Below are 23588 nucleotides of genomic sequence, written 5' to 3' on the forward strand. Positions count from 1 at the left end.
CCTAATATACCCCCGCCCTACCCTCTCGGCAATCGCAAAAAATGCACGGAACGGCAGAAGCGCAGAAGGCATTCTTTTCTGATCGATCGGACTGATCGGACTGATCGGACTGATCAATCGACCTGATCGGTCCGATCGGTCCGATCAGGCCGCGAAAAAAGAAAAAGAAAACGCCCGCCCCGGCCGCGAAAAAAGAAAAAGAAAACGCCCGCCTCGGCCGCGAAAAACAGCCGCCTCCGGCTTTTCTCCCGCAGTGTATATTCATGGTCTTGGCGCCAGCGCGATGCTTTCCGGTGAAACCGGGCCTCGTTTGAGCCCCGGCGGGCGCGCTATGCTGACGCCGCAGACGTGCCCGTTTTTCTCAGCCGAGGGCTTTAGCCAGTTCGACGCCGCAGGCGAAGAATGCTTCGAGGTCGGCGGTGGTGGGCATGTACTTCACCTGGCGGAGTTCGACGGGCTGCTGCGCGCCCATGGCGTCGAGTTCGGCGGCAATATTTTTCGCGCCCTCGCCGCTCCAGCCGTAGGCGCCGAAGGCGAAGCCGATCTTGTTTTTGGGCTTCAGGCCTTTGACGTAGGTGAGGACGTCCGCCATGGCCGGAAACATCTGGTTGTTCATGGTCGGGGCGCCGAAGGCGATGATGCCGGCGTCGCCGACTTCGGTCATAACCGCGCTGCGGTCAGAGACATTCAGGTCGGTGACCACGACGGTGACGCCCTGGCTGCGGAGGCCGTCGGCGAGCGCGTTGGCGCAACGCGCGGTGGCGCCCCACATGGTCGCGTAAGCAATCAGCGCCTTGCGTTTGGGCAGCTGTTCGGCGGCGCGGTGATAGATGCCAATGATGGTCTCCAAGTCCTTGCGCCAGAGTGGGCCATGGTCGGGGGCGATGATGCCAATATCAAGGCCGAGACTGGGCAGGGAATCCAGCAGCGCGAGCACCTTAGGCGCCTGGAAATTGAGGATGTTCGCGAAGTACTTGCGCGCTTCGTAGTCGAGGACGTAGGGATCCAGCTGGTCGGCCCAGCGGGCGCTGCTGGCTAGATGCATACCGAGGGCGTCTTGGGAAAACAGCACCTTGTCGCGGTCATAATAGCTGATCATGCTGTCGGGCCAATGCAGCATTTTGGTATCGACGAAGCTGAGGGTGCCCTTGCCGAGGGACAGCGTGTCGCCGGTCTTCACCGCATCAACGGCGAGTTCTTCGCCGTAATAGGCGCGTAGCGTCTTCACGCCCGTGACCGACGCCACGACCTTTTCCGGCTGCGTCGCCGCGATGACCGCCGGCAGGCCGCCCGAATGATCCGGCTCGGCGTGGTTCGAGATGATGATGTCGATCTTCGACGGGTCGATGACCGACGCCACCCGCGCCAGCAGCTCGCTCACAAAGGGCGCCTTCACCGTGTCAACCAGGGTGATCTTCTCGTCGATGATCAAAAAGGCGTTGTAGGTCGTGCCACGGCTGGTCTCATAGCCGTGGAAATTGCGCACGTTCCAATCAATGGCGCCGACCCACCAGACATTCTCGCTCACGCGTTCAGCTTTGAAATACTCTTTCATGACCTCGATGTTTCTCCTCTGGAAATGGCCACGCCGGCAGCAACACGCGCTCGCCGGCGTAGTGGGGGATTTTTGCATGCCGCCAGGCGGCGCCGGCGACGGGGGTTATATTTCCGCTTCAATATACACCAAGTTGACGGATTTATTTCAGAATCATTCCTGATTTCCAGGCAAAAAGACATCATGAAGGAAGGGGCAGTCATGGACAAATTGACGAAGATCGGCGAAGTCGCGGCCGTGCCATCGACGGCGGTGAAGACTTCCAAAATCGGCATTGGCTTTGAGAAGCTCGACCGCGGCGTTTTTGATCCCAGCAAGGCCTACGACAAAGTCGCGGCCATTGGCGTGAAGTGGATACGCCTGCAATCCGGCTGGGCGCGGACGGAAAAAAGCAAGGGCGTCTATGATTTTGCCTGGCTGGACGACATCGTGGACAACCTCTGCCGGCGTGGTCTGCAGCCCTGGCTCTGCCTCTGCTACGGCAACGGCCTCTACGACGAAGAAGCCGCGAAGGTGTTTGGCGCCGTGGGCTGCCCGCCCATCAAGACCGACGAGCAGAAGCAGGCATGGCACAACTATGTCGTCGCCGTCACCAAGCGCTACCAGGGCCGCATCGGCTGGTACGAAGTGTGGAATGAGCCCGACGGCAAGTGGTGCTGGAAGCACGGCGTCAGCGGCACGGAATATGGCGAGTTCGTCAAGGCCACGGCTGCCGCCATCAAGGTCGGCGATCCCGACGCCAAAGTGATTGGCGGGTCCATGTGCCTCACCGGCCTAGGCTGGCTCAACGACGTCCTGCAGACCGGCGCCGGCGAATGCATGGACGCCCTGACCTACCACAGCTACAGCCCCGACGAAGTCGGCGGCTTCGAGCGCGTGCGCAGCCTCCGCGCCGTCTGCCACGCCTTCAATCCGCGCATGGAGATCATCCAGGGCGAGACTGGCACGCAGTCCCGCGATGACGGCGCCGGCGCCCTCCGCGGTGGCGCCTGGACGCCACTGCGCCAGGCCAAATTCCTCGCGCGTCACACCATGGCTGATCTTTTCGACGACGTCATGTTCTCGTCGTACTTCTCCTGCATGGACATGATCGAGGCCCTCAATGGCGTGGTTGGCGACAAATCGAGCTACCTCGACTACGGCTACTTCGGCGTCCTCGGCGCGGATTTTGACGAAAATGGCGTCGCCACCGGCGACTACACGCCCAAGCCGTCCTACCGGGCCTTGCAGACCATCGCTGCGATCTTCCGCGAGGACGTCAAGCTGGCCGAGATGCCGCTGCAATTCAGCGCGGGCAAGGGCAGTCCGCGCTTGTTGCGTGGCGACGACTCGTTCAAGGACCTGCAGTACCACGGCTTCCGCAAGAGCAACGGCTCGGCCGGCCTGGTCTACTGGCGTTCCACCGAGCTACTGACCACCAGCTACGAATCAACCGTGTCGCTGGAGGCCGTGAAGTTGCCGGAACAGGTCCGCCTGGTCGATCTGGTCGACGGCTCCATCTACACGCTGCCGCCGGCGATGATCGAAGACAATGGCCGCGGCGTGCGCAGCTTCCTGCACCTGCCTCTGCGCGATTACCCGTTGCTCCTCACCTTCGGCGATTTCATCTGATCGCAGGCAGAAGAAAGCCCCCCGGGCCATGATGACTGCGGGGGGCTAATTATGCGGTGCCCTCACAGGGCACTATCGGATGTTGCCGATCTACCCCGGCCTGCGGCCGGGGCGACGATGAAAACGCCCCTCCGGGGCTTCGAAGAAGCAATTCCACGGTGGTGCGGGCATAAAGGATGTTAAAGTCGCTCTGCAAAGATACGGCAAAAGCGCCCTGGAAGGGCGCCATCAACGTAGCCCCGGGCAACGCCCGGGGTACGATTGCTTAATCACGAGGATGCCCTGAAAGGGCATTTCAACACCATCGGTTTTGCCCCGTGTGGCTTCTTTTGCGGTGCCCTCACAGGGCGTTTCGGCCGGTGCTGCCGTCTGCTCAGAATTTGCTGTTTTTGCGGATCATTTCCGTAACGCGGACGACCTCGAAGGCCTCGTCATTCTTGACGGGGAAGGGCTGGCCTTCGCGGATGGCCAGGTAGATGTACTTATAGAGATCGGAGACGGTGTCGCCGGAGCTGGGAGCGACGGGGACGGTCTCTTCGATCCACACCAGGCCGTCGGCGCTGCCGAAACCGCCTGCCATGGGCGGCGTGTCGCCCGTGGCGACCGGCGGCGGGGAGCATTTGGCGACGTCGAGATACTTGAGCTTGAGCTCCTTTTCGTTGTAGGCAACCAGCGTGCCGCGCTTGCCGTACACGGCGTAAACCGGCGAGGGAATCGCCACGCCGCCGGAGACTTCGACGTCAATGATGCGGCCGTTGGTGCCACGGATGACAGCCTTGAAGTGGTCTTCGGCATCACCGCTGGCGGCTACGAGCTTCATGTCGCCCCAAACGGATTCCACGGGGCATTCGAGGAACTGCAGCGCGTGGTCAATGAGGTGCGGACCCCAGTTGTTAAGCTGGCCGCCACCGCAGCCCTTAAGACTCTGCCAGTCATTGCGACGCTGATAGTTGTGGCGGCAGAGCTTGATTTCGAAAACCTCACCGAGCTTGCCGGAGGCGATGATCTCGCGCACATGCAGAAATGCCGCTTCCAAACGGCGGTTGTGACGGCAGAAGAGCTTGCCGGGATGTTTCTCGGCGGCGGCCTTGAGTTTGAGCACTTCGGCGTAATTGAGCGCCAACGGTTTTTCGATGAGCACGTACTTGCCGGTCGCGAGTGCTTCAACCGCCGCGGCGACATGTTCGGGCGAGCGGATGGCGACCGCGATGAGATCGACGTCCGTCGCCGTGTAGAGCTCCTGCGCGGAACCGTGGCTTTTGCAGCCCGGGTAGCGCTCGGCCATCTTCGCCATGCGTTCCGGCAGGACATCAAAGCAGCCGGTGATCTCGAACATCTCTTTGAAGCGATCAATTTCGTTGGTGTGCATGCCCCAGCCCGCGCGGCCAAGACCGATGATGCCGACTCTGATTTTATCTGCCATGATGCCCATTCTCCATGCTGTGGTGGTGTGACCGCCGGCGCCAGCAGAATCGCCGGCGCCAAGCGCGTTGCAAAGACGAGTAAAGACCGCGCGCGGCCGCCGTTGCTGTAAGCCCAAACAAATGCCCCGGCGAATGGCCCCGTCGAGCGTTGTTTTATACGGCCTCGCGCTTATTGTTAACGCCGGCAAATATAGCCGACGGACACCGGGCCGTAAAACCATCCAAACGGGGAATGCAGCCCTTTAGTCCGGTAAAGATGGACAGGATGGACAGGATGGACGGTGCACGCTGAAAGCGTGCGACATACCAGCCCAGGGCAAGCGCCTTCAAGGCGCGCCGCCCTGGGTAAGCGTCCCCCCAGAAATTGCACCCTGAAGGGGTGCGACATAGCAAACAAGATAAATGAGTTCCATTGTCCCTTTGGCGGCAGGAACGGCGAGTATCAATGGCTGACCGGCCACGCAAACCGGCGGCGACGACTTCAAAACACAACAACCGGCGACACGGCGGTCGTCGCAAACAGCATTTTTCCGGAGGGCATTTATGGCGCATATCTGGCGTGAAGCGGAATCCTTTGAGCATTTGGGCGGCTGGCAGATCGACCCGCAGTCCATGCGGCAGATGGGATCGGCTTATGTGATGGCGCACGGCCTGGGTCGGCCTGTCGCCGACGCGACGACGACCATCGCCATCCCCGAGGCCGGCGAGTGGACGCTGTGGGCACGCACCCGCAACTGGACCGCGCCGTGGGGCCGCGGCCGCGCGGCCGGGCGCTTCCAAGTGCTGGTCAACGGCGCGGCCCTCCCGCAGGAACTGGGCACCAATGGCCCGGAATGGTCATGGCAACTGGCCGGCAAAATCGCTCTACCGGCGGGTTCGGCGCACATCGCCCTGCACGACCTCACGGGATTCAATGGCCGTTGCGATGCGCTGTACCTGAGCAACGACCCCGCCGACGTGCCCGAGCGGGACCCGGCGAAGCTGGCGGCCTGCCGCCGGGCCAAGGCGGGCATTGTCGTCGAAGATGATCCGCGCGAGTACGACCTGGCGGTGGCTGGTGGCGGCATCGCCGGGCTCTGCACGGCCATTGCGGCACTGCGCTCGGGCGCCAGCGTGTTGCTGGTACAGGACCGCGGCGTCCTTGGCGGCTGCAACAGCTCCGAAGTGCGCGTGGGCTTGGGCGGCTTCGCGCATGCCGACCCGTATCCCAAGCTCGGCAATGTCGTCACCGAGATTGCGCCGGCCTTTGGCGGCCCCGGTACCTACCCCGCCAAATGCTACGAAGACGACCGCAAACACAATGTGTTTTTCATGCAGAATCCCAAGACCTACACCCTGGCGCTCAATGAAAGCGTCATCGCCGTCGATAAAGACCCCGCCGACTCCACGCGCATTGCCGCCATCATCACTCGCAGCGCCATCACCGGCAAAGAAAAACGTTATCGCGCCAAGAATTTTGCCGACTGCACGGGCGATGCGGTGGTCGCCCGGCTCATGGGCGCGCGGACGATGTACGGCCGCGATGGCAAGGAGGAATTCCGGGAGAATCTCGCGCCGGCGCAGCCCTGCCGGCAGGTGATGGGCCAATCCGTGCAGTGGTACACGGAGCCCTGCGCGGACGGCGACGGGGATTTTCCCGACATCGACTGGGGGCTGGAATTCAGTGACGACAAAGCCTATTTCGTGAACGGCGGCGACTGGGAGTGGGAAAGTGGCCAGTACCGCGATCAGGCGGAGGAGACCGAGTACATTCGCGACTACGGCCTGATGACGATCTTCGCCAACTGGTCATTCGTCAAAAATCGTTCGTCGCGCAAAAGCGAGTGGTCTCGGCGGCGGCTGGCGTGGGCGTCGCCCTGCGGCGGCAAGCGCGAAAGCTACCGCGTGGTCGGCGATGTCATCCTCACCCAAAATGACATTGAGGACCGCCGTAGCTATCCCGACGCCACGGGTGCCATGACCTGGAACATCGACCTGCATTTTCCGGATCCGCACAACGAAGCGCGTTTTCCGGAGCCGTTCCGTTCCTGCGCCTATCACCGCGATATCGGGGCCTTCTATCCGGTGCCCTACCGCTGCCTCTATGCCAGCGATGTCAGCAATCTCTTCTTGGGCGGCCGGCATATCAGCATGACGCACGTGGCTTTTTCCTGCGCGCGGGTGATGCGGACCCTGGGCATACTCGGCGAGGTCGTCGGCATGGCCGCAGCGCTCTGTGCGCGCCATGGTTGCGCGCCACGTGACATCTACGCCAAGCACCTCGACGAGCTCAAGGACATGATGCGGCAGGGCGTGCCGCAGCCCGTCTACCACGCTTACGCCTGCAACGACCACGAGTCGTATCACTTCAAAGACGTCGGCTATGTGCGCATCTATCCCGGCAAGCCCAACATCCCTATCACGCCCGAACTGCGCGAGCGCATCCGCGCCCTCGGTATGGTCCATAAACACGGCGTGCCCGAACTGGAGTCGTAACACTCATTACCGCGCCGCTACTGGTCAGAACCTCTCGGTAAAGAAGCGTGGTTTACGCGCGAAGACGCGTTGCAGCAGGTCGTGTTTGGCATTGACGGCCAGGTCCGTGCGCAAAGCGGCGCCGGCCAGATCGCAGAAGCCCAGGCAGAGCTGGGTGAAGCACTCCTGGGAGCAGCGCATATCGACGGTGGCGGTGGCGTATGGCTCGACGGCGCGGCTGCCGTCGGCCTGGAAGGCCACCCGGAAAGTGCCGCTGACTTCGGGCAGGAACACGTCGTCCACGGCGATGCTGAAACTGCCGTTTTCCGCCGGGTAGCGCATGAGTTCGAGGACCGCCTGGACATCGAGCACGCGGCCCTGGCCGCAAGCGCGGCAGGACTTCTGGCAGTCATAGGCCTCCGGCAGCGCGACGGCCAGATCAATGTCCGTCGGCAGACTGATTTCCAGCTTGGGGTACTGGGCGCTGAGGGTCGCCAGAAAGCCAAGGAGATCGCGGCCGGCGCCGGCGTCCACAAAGGCGTAATCGGTGACCTTGATGCTTCTGCTGCCATCGACTGACCCGGGGGTGAAGATCACGTAGGCGACCGGGCATTGCTGGGCGTCGCGCAGCAGATAGCGGTACACCTTGTCCTTGAATGGGTCTGGTGACAGCCGTCGCGACCACATGTCATCCGTCCGGCAGACGGACAGATTGCGGCCGCGGGTGAATTCGGCGAAGATCAGCTCGTAGGGCGTGCGGTCGTCATCAGGCAGTCCCAGGGTGGCTTCACAGCGGCTGCTTTTGGCGTATGCCGCGAGTGCCTTGGTGGGCAATGTGTACACTTCATTGAAATTGCACACGTCGTAGCCGAATTGCCGGTAGTAGGAATTGGCGAAAGGATAGAGCGTGGAGAAGAGCCAGCCGTCCTGCCGCTGCTGCAACAGCAGGTGCCGAAAGATTGCGCGGACGGCGCCTTTCCCGCGCGCTTCCACCAACGACGCGACGCCGGCGACGCCAGACATCTTTACCCGGTGCCCGTCAAAGATCATGTTGTAGGGGCAGTGCTTGAGCTTGGCGCAGAGACGGCCGCTCTCATCGAAGGCGCCGTAGATGCCCTGCGGCTTGGCATTGGCGGCGATGTTCTTCGCCGTCTCCTCCATATCGCAACTCGTGTTGAATGCCAGGACGCCGATTTTTTGCGCCGCCAGCAAATCGGCGTCGCTTTGCAGTTCACGGACGATCATGGAACAGGCCCTCCCTTGGCGAAGGTCGGCCGCCGCGAGCAGGCGGCGGCAACGGTGGTGTTATTTGTATTTCAGGAGCACATCGAGCATTTTTCGGTCGAGTTTATGGCCATTGAAGTCCTCGTAGGCCACGTCGGCGCGGCCGCTGTCGAGGACGCCGAAAGAGCCGCGGAAATTCCACATAGCCCAGCCCCAGCCGGCCTTCTGCCAGTTCGCCAGACAGTCATCAAGCCAGCGGAGGACGACGTCATGCGGCGTCTTGTTGAAGGCGCCGAATTCGCCGACCATCACGCCGATGCCCTGCTCGCGGAGTTTTTCCCAGGGCATGACGCTGTTGTCCCAATGGTATTGGCGATCGTACTGGTTATCGCATTGCCAGGCGCCCTTGGCGAAGCGGATGGGCTGGGGCTTGTTGCCGTAGCCAGTTAGCAGACTGACCTTCGCCTCGGGTTGCTCGCCGCGAGTGACACCGAGCTCCGAGATCTCCACCCAGTCGCCACTGATGGCCTCCAAGGTGAGCTCACGGGTGCCCGCCGGGATATCGATGATGCAGTCCAAGTCGTACTCATTCTGGTAGATTTGCCATTGTTCGACGAAGCGGGCTTTCTTCCACTCGCCTTCGCCAGGGCCACAGACGAATTTGCGGTCCCAGAGCGGCTCGCCGTCGGCCTTGAGCTGCAGGTGAATATGCTGGGAGACGGTGCCGATCCGCAGGCGCAGCGTGCTCGCGGCGCCTTCGTCCCAGGTGATCGGCAGTGGCGCGCTGAGGTCCTTCTTGACGGGCCCGGCCAGCCAGCCGACGATCACGGGCTGCGGCCAGGTTGGCAGCGCGTATTTCTCGCCGCCGGCCCACGACGCCTGATAGTGGCTGATGTTCATTGGCCAGTAGCCACGCGTCGCCTGCGCCACCTGCAAGGGCACGAGCTCCAGACAGGGTTTCTTGCCCCATTGCAAGCCATCGCAGATGACCAGCCGTTCCGGGTCTTCCTTGCGAATGGCGTCGGTGATGATCTTGACCACCTGGGCGTAGTTCTCGCCACTGATCGAGCTAGGTTCGTTGAAAAGATTGAAGCTCAGATTGGCGTTGGGCACGCCGCGGTAGCGCCGGGCGAAGGTCGCCCAATGCATGGCGCAGACGCGCTGGGCGTCGGCATCCGTCCACAGGTCCTTGGGCTCTTTCGGTTTGGCGACGGTGTAGCCAGGCGCGCGATGGAAGTTGATACTCACGTGTACGCCGTACTTCTTGCCGAAGGCGACCGCTTCGTCAATGTGCTCGAGGACGCCCTCGTCGATCTTCTCCCAATCGCCGTCGACGATCCAGTGGCGGTAGTCCATGGGCAAACGCACGAAGTTAAAACCAAGCTCGCTGATCAGCTGGAAGTCCTTCTCCAGAAAACGCCGTTGCTGGCCATTCCACATAAATTTTTCCAGCAGATTGAAACCGCGCCATTGGGGCAGTTGCTGGTAGCTGGCCGGCGGCAGTTCCGCCGCCTGTGCCACGGTCATGCCAGCCACAGCCATCATCACACAGGTCATTTTATGCCACATCATCGCGCACCTCCGGGTCATGGGTGAATAGGGAACTGAATTGCGGCGCCGGTGCTTGCCGACGCCGGCCTGGTTGTTGCGACCTTAGAAAAATTCGGGTTCGACCACTGTATGCCTAGTGGCGTATTTGCCGGGCTGATGGACGGTCTGGGTGCCTTTGCTGAGCAGCTCCGGCAGCGTTTCCGGCGAGATGAACGCCGGAGCGACGGAAGTATAGCGCCTAACGGTGAATTCCACGCAGCGGCCGCGATAGCGCTCGGGGACGTCCCAGAAGAAGGGCGGCCAGCAGCGCTTGCCGAGTGACACGCCGTCGACGAGGACCTCCGTGACCAATTCATCGGTCTCCAGCGAAAAACCACTGGTATCCGCGGGAATCTCCAGCCGCCGGGTCTGGGAAATGGCGCCGGCGTAGCATTCCAGGCCGCGGCCGTCCTGGCGGTCGGCGGCGAGGACGCCGGGTGCGAGGCCGACGAAATCGCCGGCGATCCACACCCGCGGCAGGAATGGATATTCCGGCGCGTCGTTCAGCAAGCTCAGCGTGTGTTTGCCGGGGCTGAGAGACATGGGCGCCGAGCTGCCGTAGAGGGCCTGGAAGCCCTCAGACAGGCGCGGCGCGGTCGCCTGCGCGGCCTTGAGCTCCGCGCCATCCAAGGCGACGCGCACGTCACCGCCGTAGCTGCGGATCGCGAAAACGACGTCTGCGAGCTCGTCCTGCACGGTGATGTCTACGCTCTTGGCCTCCGTCGCCCATTTTGGCCGGTAGAGATTGGGGCGATCACGGGTGACTTTCCAGCCGCCAAAGAGCTGTCGGCCGCGCCCGGGTAGATTGAAGGTGACGGACTGACCACGGTTGTCGAGGGTCAGCGCCCGATCCTGCGGGCGGTCGCTGAGATCCAGCACCAGCAGTGTCCCGTCGGCATATTCTTTCAACAAGAGTTCGCTGGCAAGATCGCCATTGAGCTCGCGCACGGCGGCGCGGCGGGGAACATGGCGGTCCAGATAGGCGCTGACGGCCTGCGGGCTGTCTAACAGCAGCCCGCCGCGTTCGAGCGCGTAGCCCCTCGCCGAGGCCACGATCACCTCCGGCACGTCATCGCCAACGGCGTCCTCGGCGGCGATCAGCCGCCATGGGCGCTGCTGCTGAACCAGCTCAAGTAGCAGTTCGCCGACCGACGTCTCGTCCACCGGATAGCGCACGGCGATTTCCGGCGCACTGGCCTTGCGCGCCAGGGCTGCAGCGCCGGTAGCATCGTCGCCGAGTTCTTTCATGCCGTGTTCGAACCACGGCTGATCGACGGAATAGGGGTTATACCAGCCGGCCTTGTCGGCACGGCCATTACCGCGACTGTCCAGCTGGGCGACGGCGAGGACGTAGTGGTCAACGCCGAAGGCCGCCGCGAGCCAGATCATCTGGCGCAGGCGCGCTAGCGGCAGGTCCGCCGGCCCGTAGGCGAAGAGCTCGGCGAGGCCGCCATTGCCGCGGGCGTCAATGCCGTAGCGGGCCGTGGCGAACGTCAGCCATTCGATGGTTCTGGCGTGGGTGCGGGTAGAAATCTCATCCAGCCCGGGCAGCGAGAAGCCCTGGATCGCCTGCAATGGTATGCCGCTGAACAGTTTGGAGTTGGAGACGGGCGATTCGCCCATGAGGTGGCCAGTGAGAAGGATACCGTGCGCGTCGCACCACGCGCGCAATTTATCAAAGTAGGTCGTGCGGAAGCGGCGGCCGATGAGCTGGTGGTGCAGTTCGGTGAAGTGCGGCGCGTCCAAGTCCTGGCGCATAGGCGCGCCACTGAGCTTCTCGTAGTCTTCTTCAATGCCGGGGTACCAGCTGAGCAGGCGCATGTCGGCGCTGCTTTTCTCGCAGTAGCGGCCGGCGTAGCCAGGCGATGGCTCGTCGGTGAAAATGCCCTTGATGAGCCCGCCGAAGTACTTGCCCAGGCGCTGCCAGTACTTCTCGTGGGTGAGCTCAATAAAGTAGTCCATGGCCTCGGGATTGAGCAGATTGGGGAAGCGCGGATTGCATTCCACCCGGCAGGCAAAGCTGCCGTCGGCCTGTTTTTCGGCCACGAAAGTCTGCAGCGCGAAGTCCTCCCGCGCGGCTTGGACTTTGCCGCCGCACTGACCGCTCGGCCAGTTGAATTCGTCGTAGAGCCAAACCGAGGTAAAGCCGAGTTTTTCCGCGCATTCGACGACATTCTGGCAGCAGTCCAACCACTCTTCGCTCATGTACTCCAGTTCGCAGCCCGAACGCGGGTAAAGCAGGAACTGGGTGATGCCCTGCCGGCGGTACTGCGAGAGTTTGTGCTCAATGAACTCGCGACTGGGCCGGCCGGTGATGGCTCCCATCGGAATCAACGGACATTCGGACATGACGGACTCCTTGCTCTCTGCTCCTGCCCCCCGGCGCTCCGGCCGGGGGGACTGCCTGCGTGAATAAACTCTAGCGGGGCTATTCCAGCACCGCGCTGGCGATGACGAAGCGCAGCGCCTCGCGCTCACGAGCATTCGCACCGCGCACTTTGTAGTAGAAGAACAGTTCGCCGCGCATGGTCGGGTAGCTGAAATGCGCGCCGGCGCGCATATCCTCGCCAATGCGCAGGCGGTAGTTGTGGAATTGGCCGTCGCCAATCAGCGTGAGATTGCCATCCATGGTCGATTTCCACGATTTTTCGGGCAAGGATACCATAATTGACGCCGGCCGGTCGCTCTTGATCCGCAGGGTCAGGTAGTCATAGCCGTCGCCAAGTGCCGCCTGGTCCAGCGTGAACTTGAAGAAGACCACGGGAACATCGCCCGAGCCCACCGCCGGAAAGTCCGCCTGCCAAGCGCGCCGGCCGTCAAGCTCAATCTCAGCGATGGCGCCCATGGTCTCGGAGCCGATGTCCTTGGCGCCGGCGCAGCTCTCGTAATAGTCGCCGAGGATGTCATAGCGCTTGGCGTGGGCCGTTTCCGCCGTCACCGCCACTAACACCGGCACGCCCGTGCTGCCGGGCAAATAGTCCACCTCGTTCTTGTCGTTGTACAGCGGCGACAGAAAATCCAGCGCCACCAGCGGCTCGGCCGGCCGCGGATTTTCCCACTCGGTGACGTATAGACAGACCCGCTGCCCCGCAGCATTTTTCTCCGACAGGCCAATGATCGCGTCGGGCAGCGTCGCGTTGTTCCACCAGTCGCCGATATTGTGGTTGCCGCGCAGGGGCAGTTCTGCCGTGCTGCCGTCGGCGTAGTGCATACGATAGCGGCCGACATTGTCCGCGCTTCCCCAGGCGGCGGTGTGCAGGAAGAACAAGCGCGAGAAAGTGCCCGCCAGCGCGATGCCCTTGGCCGCGTGCGGAAAGTCGGGTCGTCCCGTACCAGCGAGCACGACGCAGGACTTGCCGTCATTGGCCGCCGGATCGAGGATGGTGAAGGGCACGCCGGCGAGGACCTTGTCGCCCAGCGGCATCATGCGAAAGTCGTTTTCGCCCTGGTCAGTCCAGCCGCCGGCGCCATCGCCGTCCTTCTCATCGCTGAAGCTGCGGTTGGCGGCAGTGCGAATATCGATGCTCTGCGCCCGCTCGGGTTTGACGACGTAGCCCATGAGTTGCGCCGGCACCAGCTCGTAAGTATTCGCCCACCATTCCTCGCTGGCAAAAGCATAGTTGAAGAGATTGCGCAGGAACAGCGCGGCCGCGCTGTCGCGGTCCGCCGCCGCAAAGGCCGCCAGTTGCGAATAGACGACGCGGCCGCGGCCGTAGGTGCCCTCGACCATGGCCATGCCGGCGTTCTTCTGGCCCAGGCGCGGCCCGCGCGCAGCGACGGCATTCACGGTGAAGGGCATGTAGGCGGCGCGCACGACCATGCACAGCTCGCCGTCGTCCCAGGTGTCCAGATGCCGCAGAGTCATGCCGGCAAACACCGGGTGGTCGGGCAGAACCATGTCACAGAAGGTGGTCTCGCCAATTGCGACCGAGTAGGCGCCAGGCAGCTTGCTGGCGAGATCCTGCTGCTCCAACGCCAGGAGGACGCCGCCCTTGTTCACAAAGCGCTCCAGCGATTGCGTCAGGACCGGCCCGATGACCTGCGGGGCGATCTCCGGCGGCAGCACCAACACGGTCCCGGCGGCGACCGCGTCTGGGTCCTTGGCGAGGCTATAAGGCACACCGAAGGCATCCAGCCGCGCACACAGCGCGCCGACATTCGCGGCCACGCCGTTGTCCAGCACCGCCACCGGCCGCCGCGCCGTGATCGGCCGCGTCACGTCAGCTCGCTGCTGCAGCGTGATGTCGTAGTAGTTCTGGCCGATGCGCTGGCCCGCGCTGTCCCGCAAGGTCAGGCGCAACTGGTATTGGCCCGCCGGCACCACGGGCAGCTCCAGGCGCGCGGGATTGACACTGTTGGCCTGCGCTGGCAACGCCGGCACCGGCCAGTTCCCCAGGGGCCGCACGTCGTCATCCGTGGGGCCGACCAGCTCGCCCACCAGGACGAGGTCGCTGTAGGCCTGGTTGCTGCTGTTTACCACCTCGCAGAGCCAGTCACTGCCCTCGCCGGCAAAGAGGTGCCGCGGCGGGAAATTGCGCTCGGAATGCAGCGTCGGCAGCACCGGCTGGTTCCATAACGGCGCGCATTCGAGCGTGTCAATGTTGAACCACGGCGCAAAGCCCGTGTAGCGCCGGTCCAGGCGATAGAGCTCCAGAATGCGCCGGCCGTAGAGATTCATGGGCATCGCGGGGCTCTTCCCCGGCAACAACGCCTCGCTCAGGCCGATGGCGCCCGTGAAGCCGATGCCATTCGGCTGCCCCCACTTGGTATCGGCCTTCGCATACTTGAGATAGTCCTCGGCGTTGCCCACGCGGAAATTCTTGTCGGTTTTCCAGCCCCAGGAGAAGCCGACATTTTCCCAGGCGACCAGCGGCCGCGTCAGCCGTTCCTGCTCGCCGTAGATTTCGAGCAGCCCCTGGTAGATACTGTTGCTTTGCCGGTCGCGTTGCGTCCAGGGATTGGACAGCGCCACGTAGGTATGCAGATCAAGCACATCGGTGTCCAGCGGATCGCGGCCGTAGCTGCCCCAGCCGGCGGCACCAGAGAAATTGCTGATGGGGCGGCGCTGGCCATCGAGCTCGCGAACCAGGCCGACCTGCGCGTTGAGCTGCCGCCAGACATCCGGCCGGCCAGCATGGCGCACTTCGTTGCCCATGGACCACATGCACACCGACGGATAATTGTAGCTGTCCACCACAAATTGCCGGATCTCGCGCAGATTCTGCTCCGCGAAGGGCTCTTCGTCAATGGCCACGGTGAAACACCACGCCCACTCGTTGAAGATCATCATGCCGAGCTCGTCCGCAATGGCCAGGGCAATGGGCACCATGGGCATGTGGGAATTGCGGATGATGACGTAGCCATTGTTGCGCTCGTTCCGGATGCTGTCGGTCAACCGCGCCTCCAGCTCCTCGGCACTTTCGGCGTAGCCGCCGTAGCTTGGCGAGGCAATGTTCTCGCCAAAAAGATAGATTTCCTCGCCGTTGAGGTAGAATTTGCCCTCGCGGACTTCGAAGCGGCGGAAACCGAAGCGCTCGCTGCGGGCGGCGAGGACGCGGTCGTTGCTATCCAGCACCAGCAGGGTAAAAAAGTACAGATAGGGCCGGTCCACATGCCAGAGTTGCACCGGCAGCGCGTCGTCCAGGACCATCTGCACCTGGCCGCTGTGTGCGTTGGGCTGATCGGCCAGCGTCTTATACTCGGCGGCATTCCAGTCGGCAATGCGCTGCGACAGCTGCGCCGGATTGGCGGCATTGGCGTCGGCCTGCATCGCGCTACTCACCACGCCCACCAGGCGGATGTCCGTCGTCACCCCGCTGTAGTTCTGCACCACGTAGGACGCCCGCAGCTCATGCCGCTCCTGGTCATGTCCCGGACAACGCGGCCGCGGATCAATCAGCAGCCGTTCAATGCGGACCTGCGGCTCCAAGCGCAACGTCGCATTGCCCCAGATGCCGCCACGGATATTCGACATGCTCCACTGCGAGCCGTACGCGTGCGTGGCGGGCTCCCGGCGACCAAAGGCCGGCCCGAAATCCGTCAGCACCCGCAAGGCGATGCTGTTCGCGCCGGGCCGCACGGCATCCGTCACATCCACTTCGTACTCGGTGAAATCGCCCTTGTGTTCTCCCACTTGTCGCCCATTGACGAAGAGCAGCGCCTCGTAGCCAATCCGCTCAAAGTGCAGGACCACGCGGCGGCTGGCCAGGTCCGCCGCGCTGAGTTCGATCTGTCGGCGGTACCAGCCTTTGACATACGGCTGGTCCTTTTTGTAGGCCTGACGGTACTGCCGGAACCAGTCCAGCGGCACGGCAATGTCCTCCCAGCCACTGTCATCAAAGTCGGGCCGTTCATAGCCGCTGGCCAGATCGACATCCGCCGCAAAAGGCCCCGCCGCATTGACCAGACCAGATATCTTCCACGTGCCATTGAGCGAACGCCGCTGGACGAACTCCGCCGGCCGCAAGGCCTGGCCCGCCACGGTCACACTTACCGCCGCCGGCGCAATCACCGGCACGCGCTGAAAATCATGCGGCGGCGGCACGTACGCCGATGGCTCCGCAGTCGCCGCCATCACACACAAACCAAACAACACCGCAAGCGTATTCTTCATTCGTCACGTCCTCTTCTTTTTTGGAAAAAGAACCGGCACTTTCGCCGAAAATGCGCCGCCGGCCAGTCAGGATTTTTGGCGGTTGCAGCCCGCCTCAGCCGAAAATCTATAACATAGCGCCGCTTTCGCCCCCGCAAGAGGAAAAACCAGGCACGCAACCAGGCGCAATGGCCACTTTGCTTCTTCGCAGACCAATCCGACTGATCCGACGGATCCGACTGATCGGACTGATCAAGTCGACGATCCGTCCGATCGGTCCGATCCGTCCGATCCGTCCGCGATAAAAGACCGCTGATCAGACTGATCAAGTCGACGATCCGTCCGATCGGTCCGATCCGTCCGATCCGTCCGCGATAAAAGACCGCTGATCAGACTGATCAAGTCGACGATCGGTCCGATCGGTCCGATCCGTCCGATCCGTCCGCGATAAAAGACCGGCTGATCCGGCTGATCAAGTCGACGATCCGTCCGATCGGTCCGATCGGTCCGATCGGTCCGCGATAAAAGACCGCTGATCCGACTGATCAAGTCGACGATCGGTCCGATCCGTCCGATCCGTCCGATCGGTCCGATCGGTCCGCGATAAAAGACCCTTGATCCGTCCCCTCGGTCGGAAGAAAAAAGCCCTTTTCGCGGTATATATTGCGATTATGTCACGACACCTCCGCAAACAAAAAATGCTGTACGGCCTGTTGCTCCTGCTTGTCGTTATGGCGGCGTTGCTGGGCGGCATTGCCGCGTTGTATTACCTCTTTCGCGAACGGACAGTCGCGAAGCACGAGCAGGATCTGGCGCCACTGATCGCCGCCGCGGCGCTTCGCCACGACCTCGCGCCGGCGCTGATCAAAGCCGTGATCTGGAAAGAAAGTCGTTTCGACCCGACCTGCATCGGCAGCAAGGGCGAGATCGGCCTGATGCAGCTCACGCCCGGCGCAGTTGAAGAATGGCGCCAGCGCCATCCGCGGCCCGAAGTCGCCCCTGACGAACTCAAGAACCCCGCGTTGAACATCGAAATCGGCGCCTGGTACCTCGCCTGGACCGGCCGGCACTGGGAAAATTATGTATCCAAGGACATCCTCCAACTGGCCGAGTATAATGCTGGCTACGGACGGGTCAGCAAACTCTGGTTACCACACTCCCCAGACCTGCCAATCACCCTCGAAAAGATTAGTTTTCCGGGAACCCGAAGCTATATTAAGCAGGTCTTAGAGCGTAAGAGCCATTACGAAGAACAAATGGCCAAAGAACAAGCTCTCGCCCCGGTCGCCGCTATAGACGAGGGGATTTGATATACGGAGGTTCCCCATGACCGACACGCGATTAAGCAGACAGACGCTCAATGCGCTGCTGAAGCTCCTGGATGACGACGAAGGCCAGGTCGCTTCTCTAGCCATGGAACCGCTGCTGAGCATGAAGGGCATTGACAAATTCATCGCCAAGCATCAGGATTGCGACAATCCCAAGCTGCGCCGACGCATACACCAGCTCTCCAATGTCATCGCCCGCAGGCGCTTGCGCGACCACTTCCTCAGCCAGATCGACAACCCCAATTTCAGCGCCTGGGATGCCGCCCTGGCCATCAATGTGCTGGCGGACACCCGCCGCACAATCGATGAACTCGAAGAGCAGACCCGCTCCTTGGCCGGAGTTCTCCGCCGCAGCAAGACCACCACGGCGCAGATGCGCAGCTTCATGATCAACCAGGGCTTCGCCGTACCGCCGGATTTCGGCATGCGCTTCGAATATTACACCATCGGCGACGTGCTGGAAACCCACGCCGGATCAGCCGTGTTGCTCTGTCTCCTCGCCCAACGCATTGGCAAACTCTGCGGCTGGCCATCCGGCATCTGCATGTACGAAGGCCGCTTTTGCCTCCTCGACGCCAATTTCAACGTCATTGACGTCACCCGGAACTGGGAGCAACGCCGCTGGCCGCGCGATAAGTACCACATGTGCCTGCGCAAGGAAATCATCGCCTGCATTCTGAGCTACCTCACCGTCACCGCCATCCAGGAAGGCAGTCTGCACGAGTTGCACATCTTCGCCTCATTGCTCTGTGACATGCATGGCCAGGAACTCAACGAGCTGCCATACCCCCTCGGGGACTTCAATATTCCGCAACACGCCCGCAAGACAGCACAGTTGCCCGGATAGCACCGCGCGGCACCGCGGCAACAGACCCTTCGCCGGAGAAAGACGCATGGCCGACAATTTCTACCTTGACAACCACGACTTGGCTTTCCATCTCAAAACGCCGGTCGTCGCTGAGCTGAGCCGCCTGCGCGAAAATGACTTCAAGGATGCCGGCACAAGGCCGGACGCCCCCGTTGACGAGAACGCCGCGCTGGCGCTTTACGAGCGCTGGCTGGCCAAGGTCGGCGAGTTGTCGGCGCAAAAGATTGCGCCGCGAGCCGCGGCTGTTGATCGCGAGGGCGTCGCCCTGCAGCAAAACGACGTCGTCTTTGCGCCGGGCACGCAGGAAAATCTGCGCGAGCTGGTCGAAGCCGGCCTCATGGGCGTGATGCTCCCCCGCCGTTACGGCGGCCTAAATCTGCCAGTGACCGTCTACAGCATGATGACCGAGATGGTCTCCCGCGCCGACGCCAGCCTGCAAAATCTCTTTGGCCTCCAGGACATCGCCGAGACCATCTTTCTCTTCGGCTCCGACGAGCAGAAGGCCCGCTTTCTGCCGCGCTTCGCCAGCGGCGAGCTTGATGGCGCCATGGCCCTCACCGAGCCCGACGCCGGCAGCGACCTGCAGTCCGTACAACTCGCCGCCCGCTATGACGAAGCCAGCGGCAAGTGGCTCCTCAACGGCAAGAAACACTTCATCACCAACGGCTGCGCCAAGGTGCTGCTCGTGCTGGCACGCTCCGAAGAAGGCTCCAGAGACGGCCGCGGTCTGTCGCTCTTCCTCGCCGAAAAATCGCCGCAGATCACCGTGCTGCGCCTGGAAGACAAACTGGGCATACACGGCTCGCCCACCTGCGAATTGCAGTTCAATGACGCCCCGGCCGAGCTTATCGGCCAGCGTCGCCGTGGCCTCACCCGCTACGTGATGTCGCTGATGAACGGCGCGCGCTTGGCCATCAGCTCGCAGGCCGTCGGCGTCGCCGAAGCCGCCCGCCGTTGCGCCTGGGATTACACCAGCAAGCGCAGCCAGTTTGGCAAGCCCCTCTGCGACATCCCGGCCGTCTGGGAAATGCTCTCGCGCATGGACGTGCTCACCGCCGCCGGCCGCACGCTCCTCTACGAAACCAGCGCTTGCGTCGACAAGCGAGACGCCCTCGCCCAGCTCAATGAAGCCGGCGCCGGCAATGACGACACCCGCAATGCCGAAAAGGCCTACGGGCGACTCGCCGACCTGCTGACGCCAATGACCAAATTCTTCACCACTGAAATGGCCAACCAGGTCGCCTATGACGCCATTCAGTGCCATGGCGGCAAAGGCTATATGCGCGAACTCAACGCCGAACGCTACTACCGCGACGCGCGCATCATGAATATCTACGAGGGCACCACCCAGATGCAAGTCGTCGCCGCCATCGGCGGGGTCATGAAGCAACTGCTGGCGCCTGTCATGGACGAGCTGGCGGCGCTGCCCTTCGGCGAAGGGCTCCGCCCCCTGGCCGCCCGCGTCGCCGATGCCCGCCGTCTCAGTCAGGAATGCCTGGAAATGCTTAACGCGGACGACCTCGGCAAACTTGATCTGCTCGCCCGCCGCATGGTTCGCATGGAATCACTCATCTTCGTCAGTCTGCTCCTGCTGCGGGACGCCCAGCGCGCCCCCGCACGCCGCGCGCTGGCGGAGCGTTTCATCTGGGAGTTTCTCCCCGAGGTCGCCATGCAGGCGACCATCGTCAAAACGGCCCTCAGTTAGCGCCGTGTCCGGGGTTCTCCGCTGCCCGGCACGGGTCGCGAGAGCACCCGGCCGCCCGACGCAGAAGGAGCAACCACATGCCATCGACAGTGCTAATCACCGGCGCGGCTCTGCGCATCGGCCGGGCCATCGCGAAGGCCTTTGCTGCGCAAGGCGACCGCGTGGTGATTCACTACCGGCACTCGGCCACGGCCGCCCACGAACTCCTGGCCGAACTTGGCGGCGAGGCCCGTGGCCATCGGCTGGTCCAGGCCGACCTGGCTGATCTTGGCGCTGCGGCGCAACTCATACCCGACCTTCTGGCCCAGGGCTTGAGCATCGACTGCCTGATCAACAACGCCTCGCACTATTCGCGTCGCCCCCTGCGCGACTGCGATCAGCAGGCCATGGCCAACGCCTTCGCCATCAACTTCTTCGCCCCCTTCGCGCTCATGCGCGCCTTTGCACTGCATTGCCAACGCGGCTGCATCATCAACCTCCTCGATCAGCGCGTCAATGCCGTCGACCCCCAGGCCGGCGCCTACGCGCTGGCCAAAAAAGCCCTCCGCGATGCCACCGAAGCCGCCGCCAGCGAATGGGCGCCGGCCATCCGCGTCAACGCCGTCGCGCCCGGACTGGTGCTGCCGCCGCCCGGCGTCCCCCCCGAACGCATGGCGGCGCTCATCCACAACATCCCCAGCCAAAAGCGCAGCACTGAAGAGGACGTTGCGGCCGCCTGTCTGTTCCTCGCCCAAGCACAGGCCGTCACTGGCCAGATTCTCTATGTCGACGGCGGCCTGCACCTCGTCGGCGGCAATGCCACCGGCGAACGCAGCCGCCAAGACCACGCCGTATCGGTGGAAAACAAAATCAGGCCTTCGCCGTGACCAGCCGGCTGCTTGCGTGTATATTGCCGCCCTTTATCGACTTGTCGCCTCTGCCACTGAAAAAGGAAATCACCTCATGCACGACTGGGTAGAATCTCTACTGGCCCTTCAGGAACTCGATATCCGCCTGGCCAAAATGGACGAACAGCTCCGCAGCATTCCCGATAAACGCAAGGAAGCTGAAAAACAATACGCCGCCGAAACCGAGGCCCTCAACCTCGCTAAAGCCGCCTTCAAGGAAGCCGAGCTGGCCGCCCGCAAATACGACGGCGAAATCAACGCCCTGCTGGAGAAAAAAAGGGCCTTCCAGTCAAAATCGGCGATGATCAAAAATAACGACGAGTATCGCGCCGCGCTCCTGCAGATCGAAATGTGTGACCACGCCGTCGGCACCCTCGAAGAAAAACAGCTCGAAGCCATGATGGCCCTCGATGGCCTGAAGGAAACCGTCGCCCTCCGGGAAAAAGACCTCGCCAGCGGCAAAAAACGCGCCGAAGGCATGCTCGAAGACCTCAAGACCCTCACCGCTAACTGCCAGGCGCAAATCGACGAACTGCAGGCAAAACGGCCGGAACTGCTCAAGCCCTTCGCTGAACGCTACCCGGACGAACCTTACTTGGAACGCTATACCCGCCTCCGCGCCGGCCGTGGCAACCCAACAACGCCATGCGTCGTGCCCGTCCTGGATGAATCATGCGGACGCTGCCGCATGAAAATTACCGCCCAGCTCAAAAACGACACCGTCAACGGTAAACTTACCTTCTGCCCCAGCTGCAGCGCCATGCTCTTCTGGGAATGAGGACAGACCGATCAAGTCGACGATCGGACTGATCCGACTGATCGGACTGATCAAGTCGACGATCGGACTGATCCGACTGATCGGACTGATCAAGTCGACGATCCGTCCGATCCGTCCGATCCGTCCGCGATAAAAGACAGTAGATCCGTCCGATCCGTCCGCGATAAAAGACAGTAGATCCGGCCCAGAGGGCCGCGATAAAAGACAGTAGATCTGGCCCAGAGGGCCGCGATAAAAGACAGTAGATCCGGCCCAGAGGGCCGCGCTAAAAGACTGTAGATACGGCCGATCCGGCCGCGAGCAAAGACCGTCGATTCGGCCCAGCCGCCCGGTCTGCCATTTACTCACCGCGGACAACGACCTTTTGGACGTAGCCGCAGAGGATGTCGGCAGCTTCCTGCAGGCGTGAAGGCCGGGTGCGGGGCTGCGTGCGCAGGGCGATCGCCGGCAAGTTCTCGTGCGGCACGAAGGGCTGCAGCACCAGCAGTTTGGCGCCCTGGATAAGCTTGCCGCAATCGTGGAGTTCCTCGTTGGTATGGAGCGTCTCCAGGAGCGTCGTGCGGAATTCGTAGTCGCGCGCCGAGCTCTGTATCAACCGCAGCGAGCGGCGGATGGCCTCGACGTCTTTCCAGCCAGTGAGGGCCGGATAGCTGTCAAGACTGCATTTGAGGTCCATGGCCACGTAGTCCAATTCCGGCAGCAGCCGTTCAAGCATGTCCGGCCGGGAGCCGTTGCTGTCCAGCTTGACAGCAAAACCGTGCTTTTTGAGGAAAGCGATGGTATCGGGCAGCGCCGCGTGGATGGTCGGTTCGCCGCCGGTGATGGCCGCAGCCCGCACCCACTGTTTGCGAAAGCGCTGGAGGATCTCTCCCAGCTCGTCCCAGGTATAGCATTTGTCGCCGCCGGCGAGAAGGTCCGGGTTGTGGCAGTAGCCACAGCGAAAATTGCAGCCACTCGTAAAAAACAACGCGGACATGCGGCCGGGAAAATCCACCATGCTGGTTTCCGAGCGCATGGCGTGAAGAACGGACTCGTTGTGCATAAGGCAGTAAACTCTCCGCCGCGCGCGGTCGGAACGGCTGTCCCGACTGGCGCGCGGCTGCTATCATCAGCAGGTCGCTGCTTCTTTCAGTACGTGCTCAATCATCTCCGGTGTGATGATACCCTTGCCTTCCGTGCCGTAATCGGTTTGAATACCCACGTACTGGTATAGCATGGACGCGCCGCAGACGGGGTCCACGCCGCCGGCCTCCAGCCGTTCGATGAAATCCTCGTGGCCATCCTGGCCGACCTTCGCCATCAGCAGGGCGGGAATACGGTTAGGATTCACACACTGGGCCAGGCAGAAGTAGACCAGGCCATCTGCGGTCTCGACATCGTTGTAGCGCTTCTCGACCAGATCTTTCCACGGCTCTTCCGCCAGCAATGCATCCAGCCGCCGGTTCAACATGGTGCATTTCGCGCAGCCCTTTTTCCCAAAAACGTGCGCTACCAATTTTTTTGTCGTTGCTTGTTGTGTCATGACGCTATTCACCCTTGCTTGCTCTTCAGTAGGTTAGTCGGCTGAACGGC

15 protein-coding genes are annotated in these 23588 nt (G+C 62.4%); 7 read left to right on the forward strand and 8 right to left on the reverse strand.

The genetic code is table 11. The features are described 5' to 3' along the window. Positions 1-361 precede the first annotated feature (361 nt). Positions 362-1555, reverse strand: coding sequence for an FprA family A-type flavoprotein (locus J3R75_RS06635; RefSeq protein WP_307260665.1), 1194 nt, complete (start codon positions 1553-1555; stop codon positions 362-364). Between the two features lie 201 nt (positions 1556-1756). Here J3R75_RS06635 and J3R75_RS06640 point away from each other — a divergent pair, with 201 nt between their 5' ends. Continuing rightward, complete coding sequence (locus J3R75_RS06640; protein WP_307260667.1) at positions 1757-3166, forward strand: GH39 family glycosyl hydrolase; 1410 nt, start codon at positions 1757-1759, stop codon at positions 3164-3166. Positions 3167-3539: 373 nt separating this feature from the next. Here J3R75_RS06640 and J3R75_RS06645 read toward each other — a convergent pair whose 3' ends face one another. Beyond that, positions 3540-4589: a Gfo/Idh/MocA family protein gene (locus J3R75_RS06645; protein ID WP_307260669.1), complete on the reverse strand. Its 1050-nt coding sequence runs from the start codon at positions 4587-4589 to the stop codon at positions 3540-3542. A 544-nt stretch (positions 4590-5133) separates the two neighbouring features. Between J3R75_RS06645 and J3R75_RS06650 the strand changes: the two genes are divergently transcribed. Beyond that, the gene (locus tag J3R75_RS06650; RefSeq protein ID WP_307260670.1) at positions 5134-7065 is read left to right on the forward strand and encodes an FAD-dependent oxidoreductase; all 1932 of its coding nucleotides are present in this window, start codon (positions 5134-5136) and stop codon (positions 7063-7065) included. Between the two features lie 24 nt (positions 7066-7089). Here J3R75_RS06650 and J3R75_RS06655 read toward each other — a convergent pair whose 3' ends face one another. The 4 genes from J3R75_RS06655 to J3R75_RS06670 form a co-directional block, all read right to left on the reverse strand. Then, positions 7090-8289 (reverse strand): GNAT family N-acetyltransferase, encoded by a 1200-nt coding sequence (locus J3R75_RS06655; RefSeq protein WP_307260671.1) that lies wholly within the window; start codon positions 8287-8289, stop codon positions 7090-7092. Positions 8290-8349: 60 nt separating this feature from the next. Further along, positions 8350-9840: a glycoside hydrolase family 5 protein gene (locus J3R75_RS06660; protein WP_307260674.1), complete on the reverse strand. Its 1491-nt coding sequence runs from the start codon at positions 9838-9840 to the stop codon at positions 8350-8352. Positions 9841-9921: 81 nt separating this feature from the next. After that, positions 9922-12207 (reverse strand): hypothetical protein, encoded by a 2286-nt coding sequence (locus J3R75_RS06665; RefSeq protein ID WP_307260676.1) that lies wholly within the window; start codon positions 12205-12207, stop codon positions 9922-9924. Between the two features lie 79 nt (positions 12208-12286). Then, on the reverse strand, positions 12287-16471 hold the full coding sequence (locus J3R75_RS06670) for a glycoside hydrolase family 2 protein (RefSeq protein ID WP_307260677.1): 4185 nt from the start codon (positions 16469-16471) through the stop codon (positions 12287-12289). A gap of 650 nt (positions 16472-17121) precedes the next feature. Here J3R75_RS06670 and J3R75_RS06675 point away from each other — a divergent pair. The 5 genes from J3R75_RS06675 (at position 17122) to J3R75_RS06695 (ending at position 22016) form a co-directional block, all read left to right on the forward strand. Further along, positions 17122-17760 carry a transglycosylase SLT domain-containing protein gene (locus J3R75_RS06675; protein WP_307260679.1) on the forward strand — a complete coding sequence of 213 codons (639 nt, stop codon included), beginning with the start codon at positions 17122-17124 and terminating at the stop codon, positions 17758-17760. 16 nt (positions 17761-17776) lie between these two features. Next, positions 17777-18625, forward strand: coding sequence for a hypothetical protein (locus J3R75_RS06680; RefSeq protein WP_307260681.1), 849 nt, complete (start codon positions 17777-17779; stop codon positions 18623-18625). Positions 18626-18671: 46 nt separating this feature from the next. After that, positions 18672-20351, forward strand: a complete 1680-nt coding sequence (locus J3R75_RS06685) for an acyl-CoA dehydrogenase family protein (protein WP_307260683.1) — start codon at positions 18672-18674, stop codon at positions 20349-20351. A gap of 77 nt (positions 20352-20428) precedes the next feature. After that, the gene (locus tag J3R75_RS06690) at positions 20429-21217 is read left to right on the forward strand and encodes an SDR family oxidoreductase (RefSeq protein WP_307260684.1); all 789 of its coding nucleotides are present in this window, start codon (positions 20429-20431) and stop codon (positions 21215-21217) included. Between the two features lie 76 nt (positions 21218-21293). Beyond that, positions 21294-22016 (forward strand): zinc ribbon domain-containing protein, encoded by a 723-nt coding sequence (locus tag J3R75_RS06695; RefSeq protein WP_307260686.1) that lies wholly within the window; start codon positions 21294-21296, stop codon positions 22014-22016. Between the two features lie 340 nt (positions 22017-22356). Here J3R75_RS06695 and J3R75_RS06700 read toward each other — a convergent pair whose 3' ends face one another. Both J3R75_RS06700 and J3R75_RS06705 read right to left on the reverse strand, forming a co-directional pair. After that, complete coding sequence (locus tag J3R75_RS06700; protein ID WP_307260687.1) at positions 22357-23058, reverse strand: anaerobic ribonucleoside-triphosphate reductase activating protein; 702 nt, start codon at positions 23056-23058, stop codon at positions 22357-22359. A 66-nt stretch (positions 23059-23124) separates the two neighbouring features. After that, positions 23125-23538 (reverse strand): hypothetical protein, encoded by a 414-nt coding sequence (locus tag J3R75_RS06705; RefSeq protein WP_307260689.1) that lies wholly within the window; start codon positions 23536-23538, stop codon positions 23125-23127. Positions 23539-23588 lie beyond the last annotated feature (50 nt).

The sequence above is a fragment of the Oligosphaera ethanolica genome (assembly GCF_030814695.1).
GTDB lineage: Bacteria > Verrucomicrobiota > Lentisphaeria > Oligosphaerales > Oligosphaeraceae > Oligosphaera > Oligosphaera ethanolica.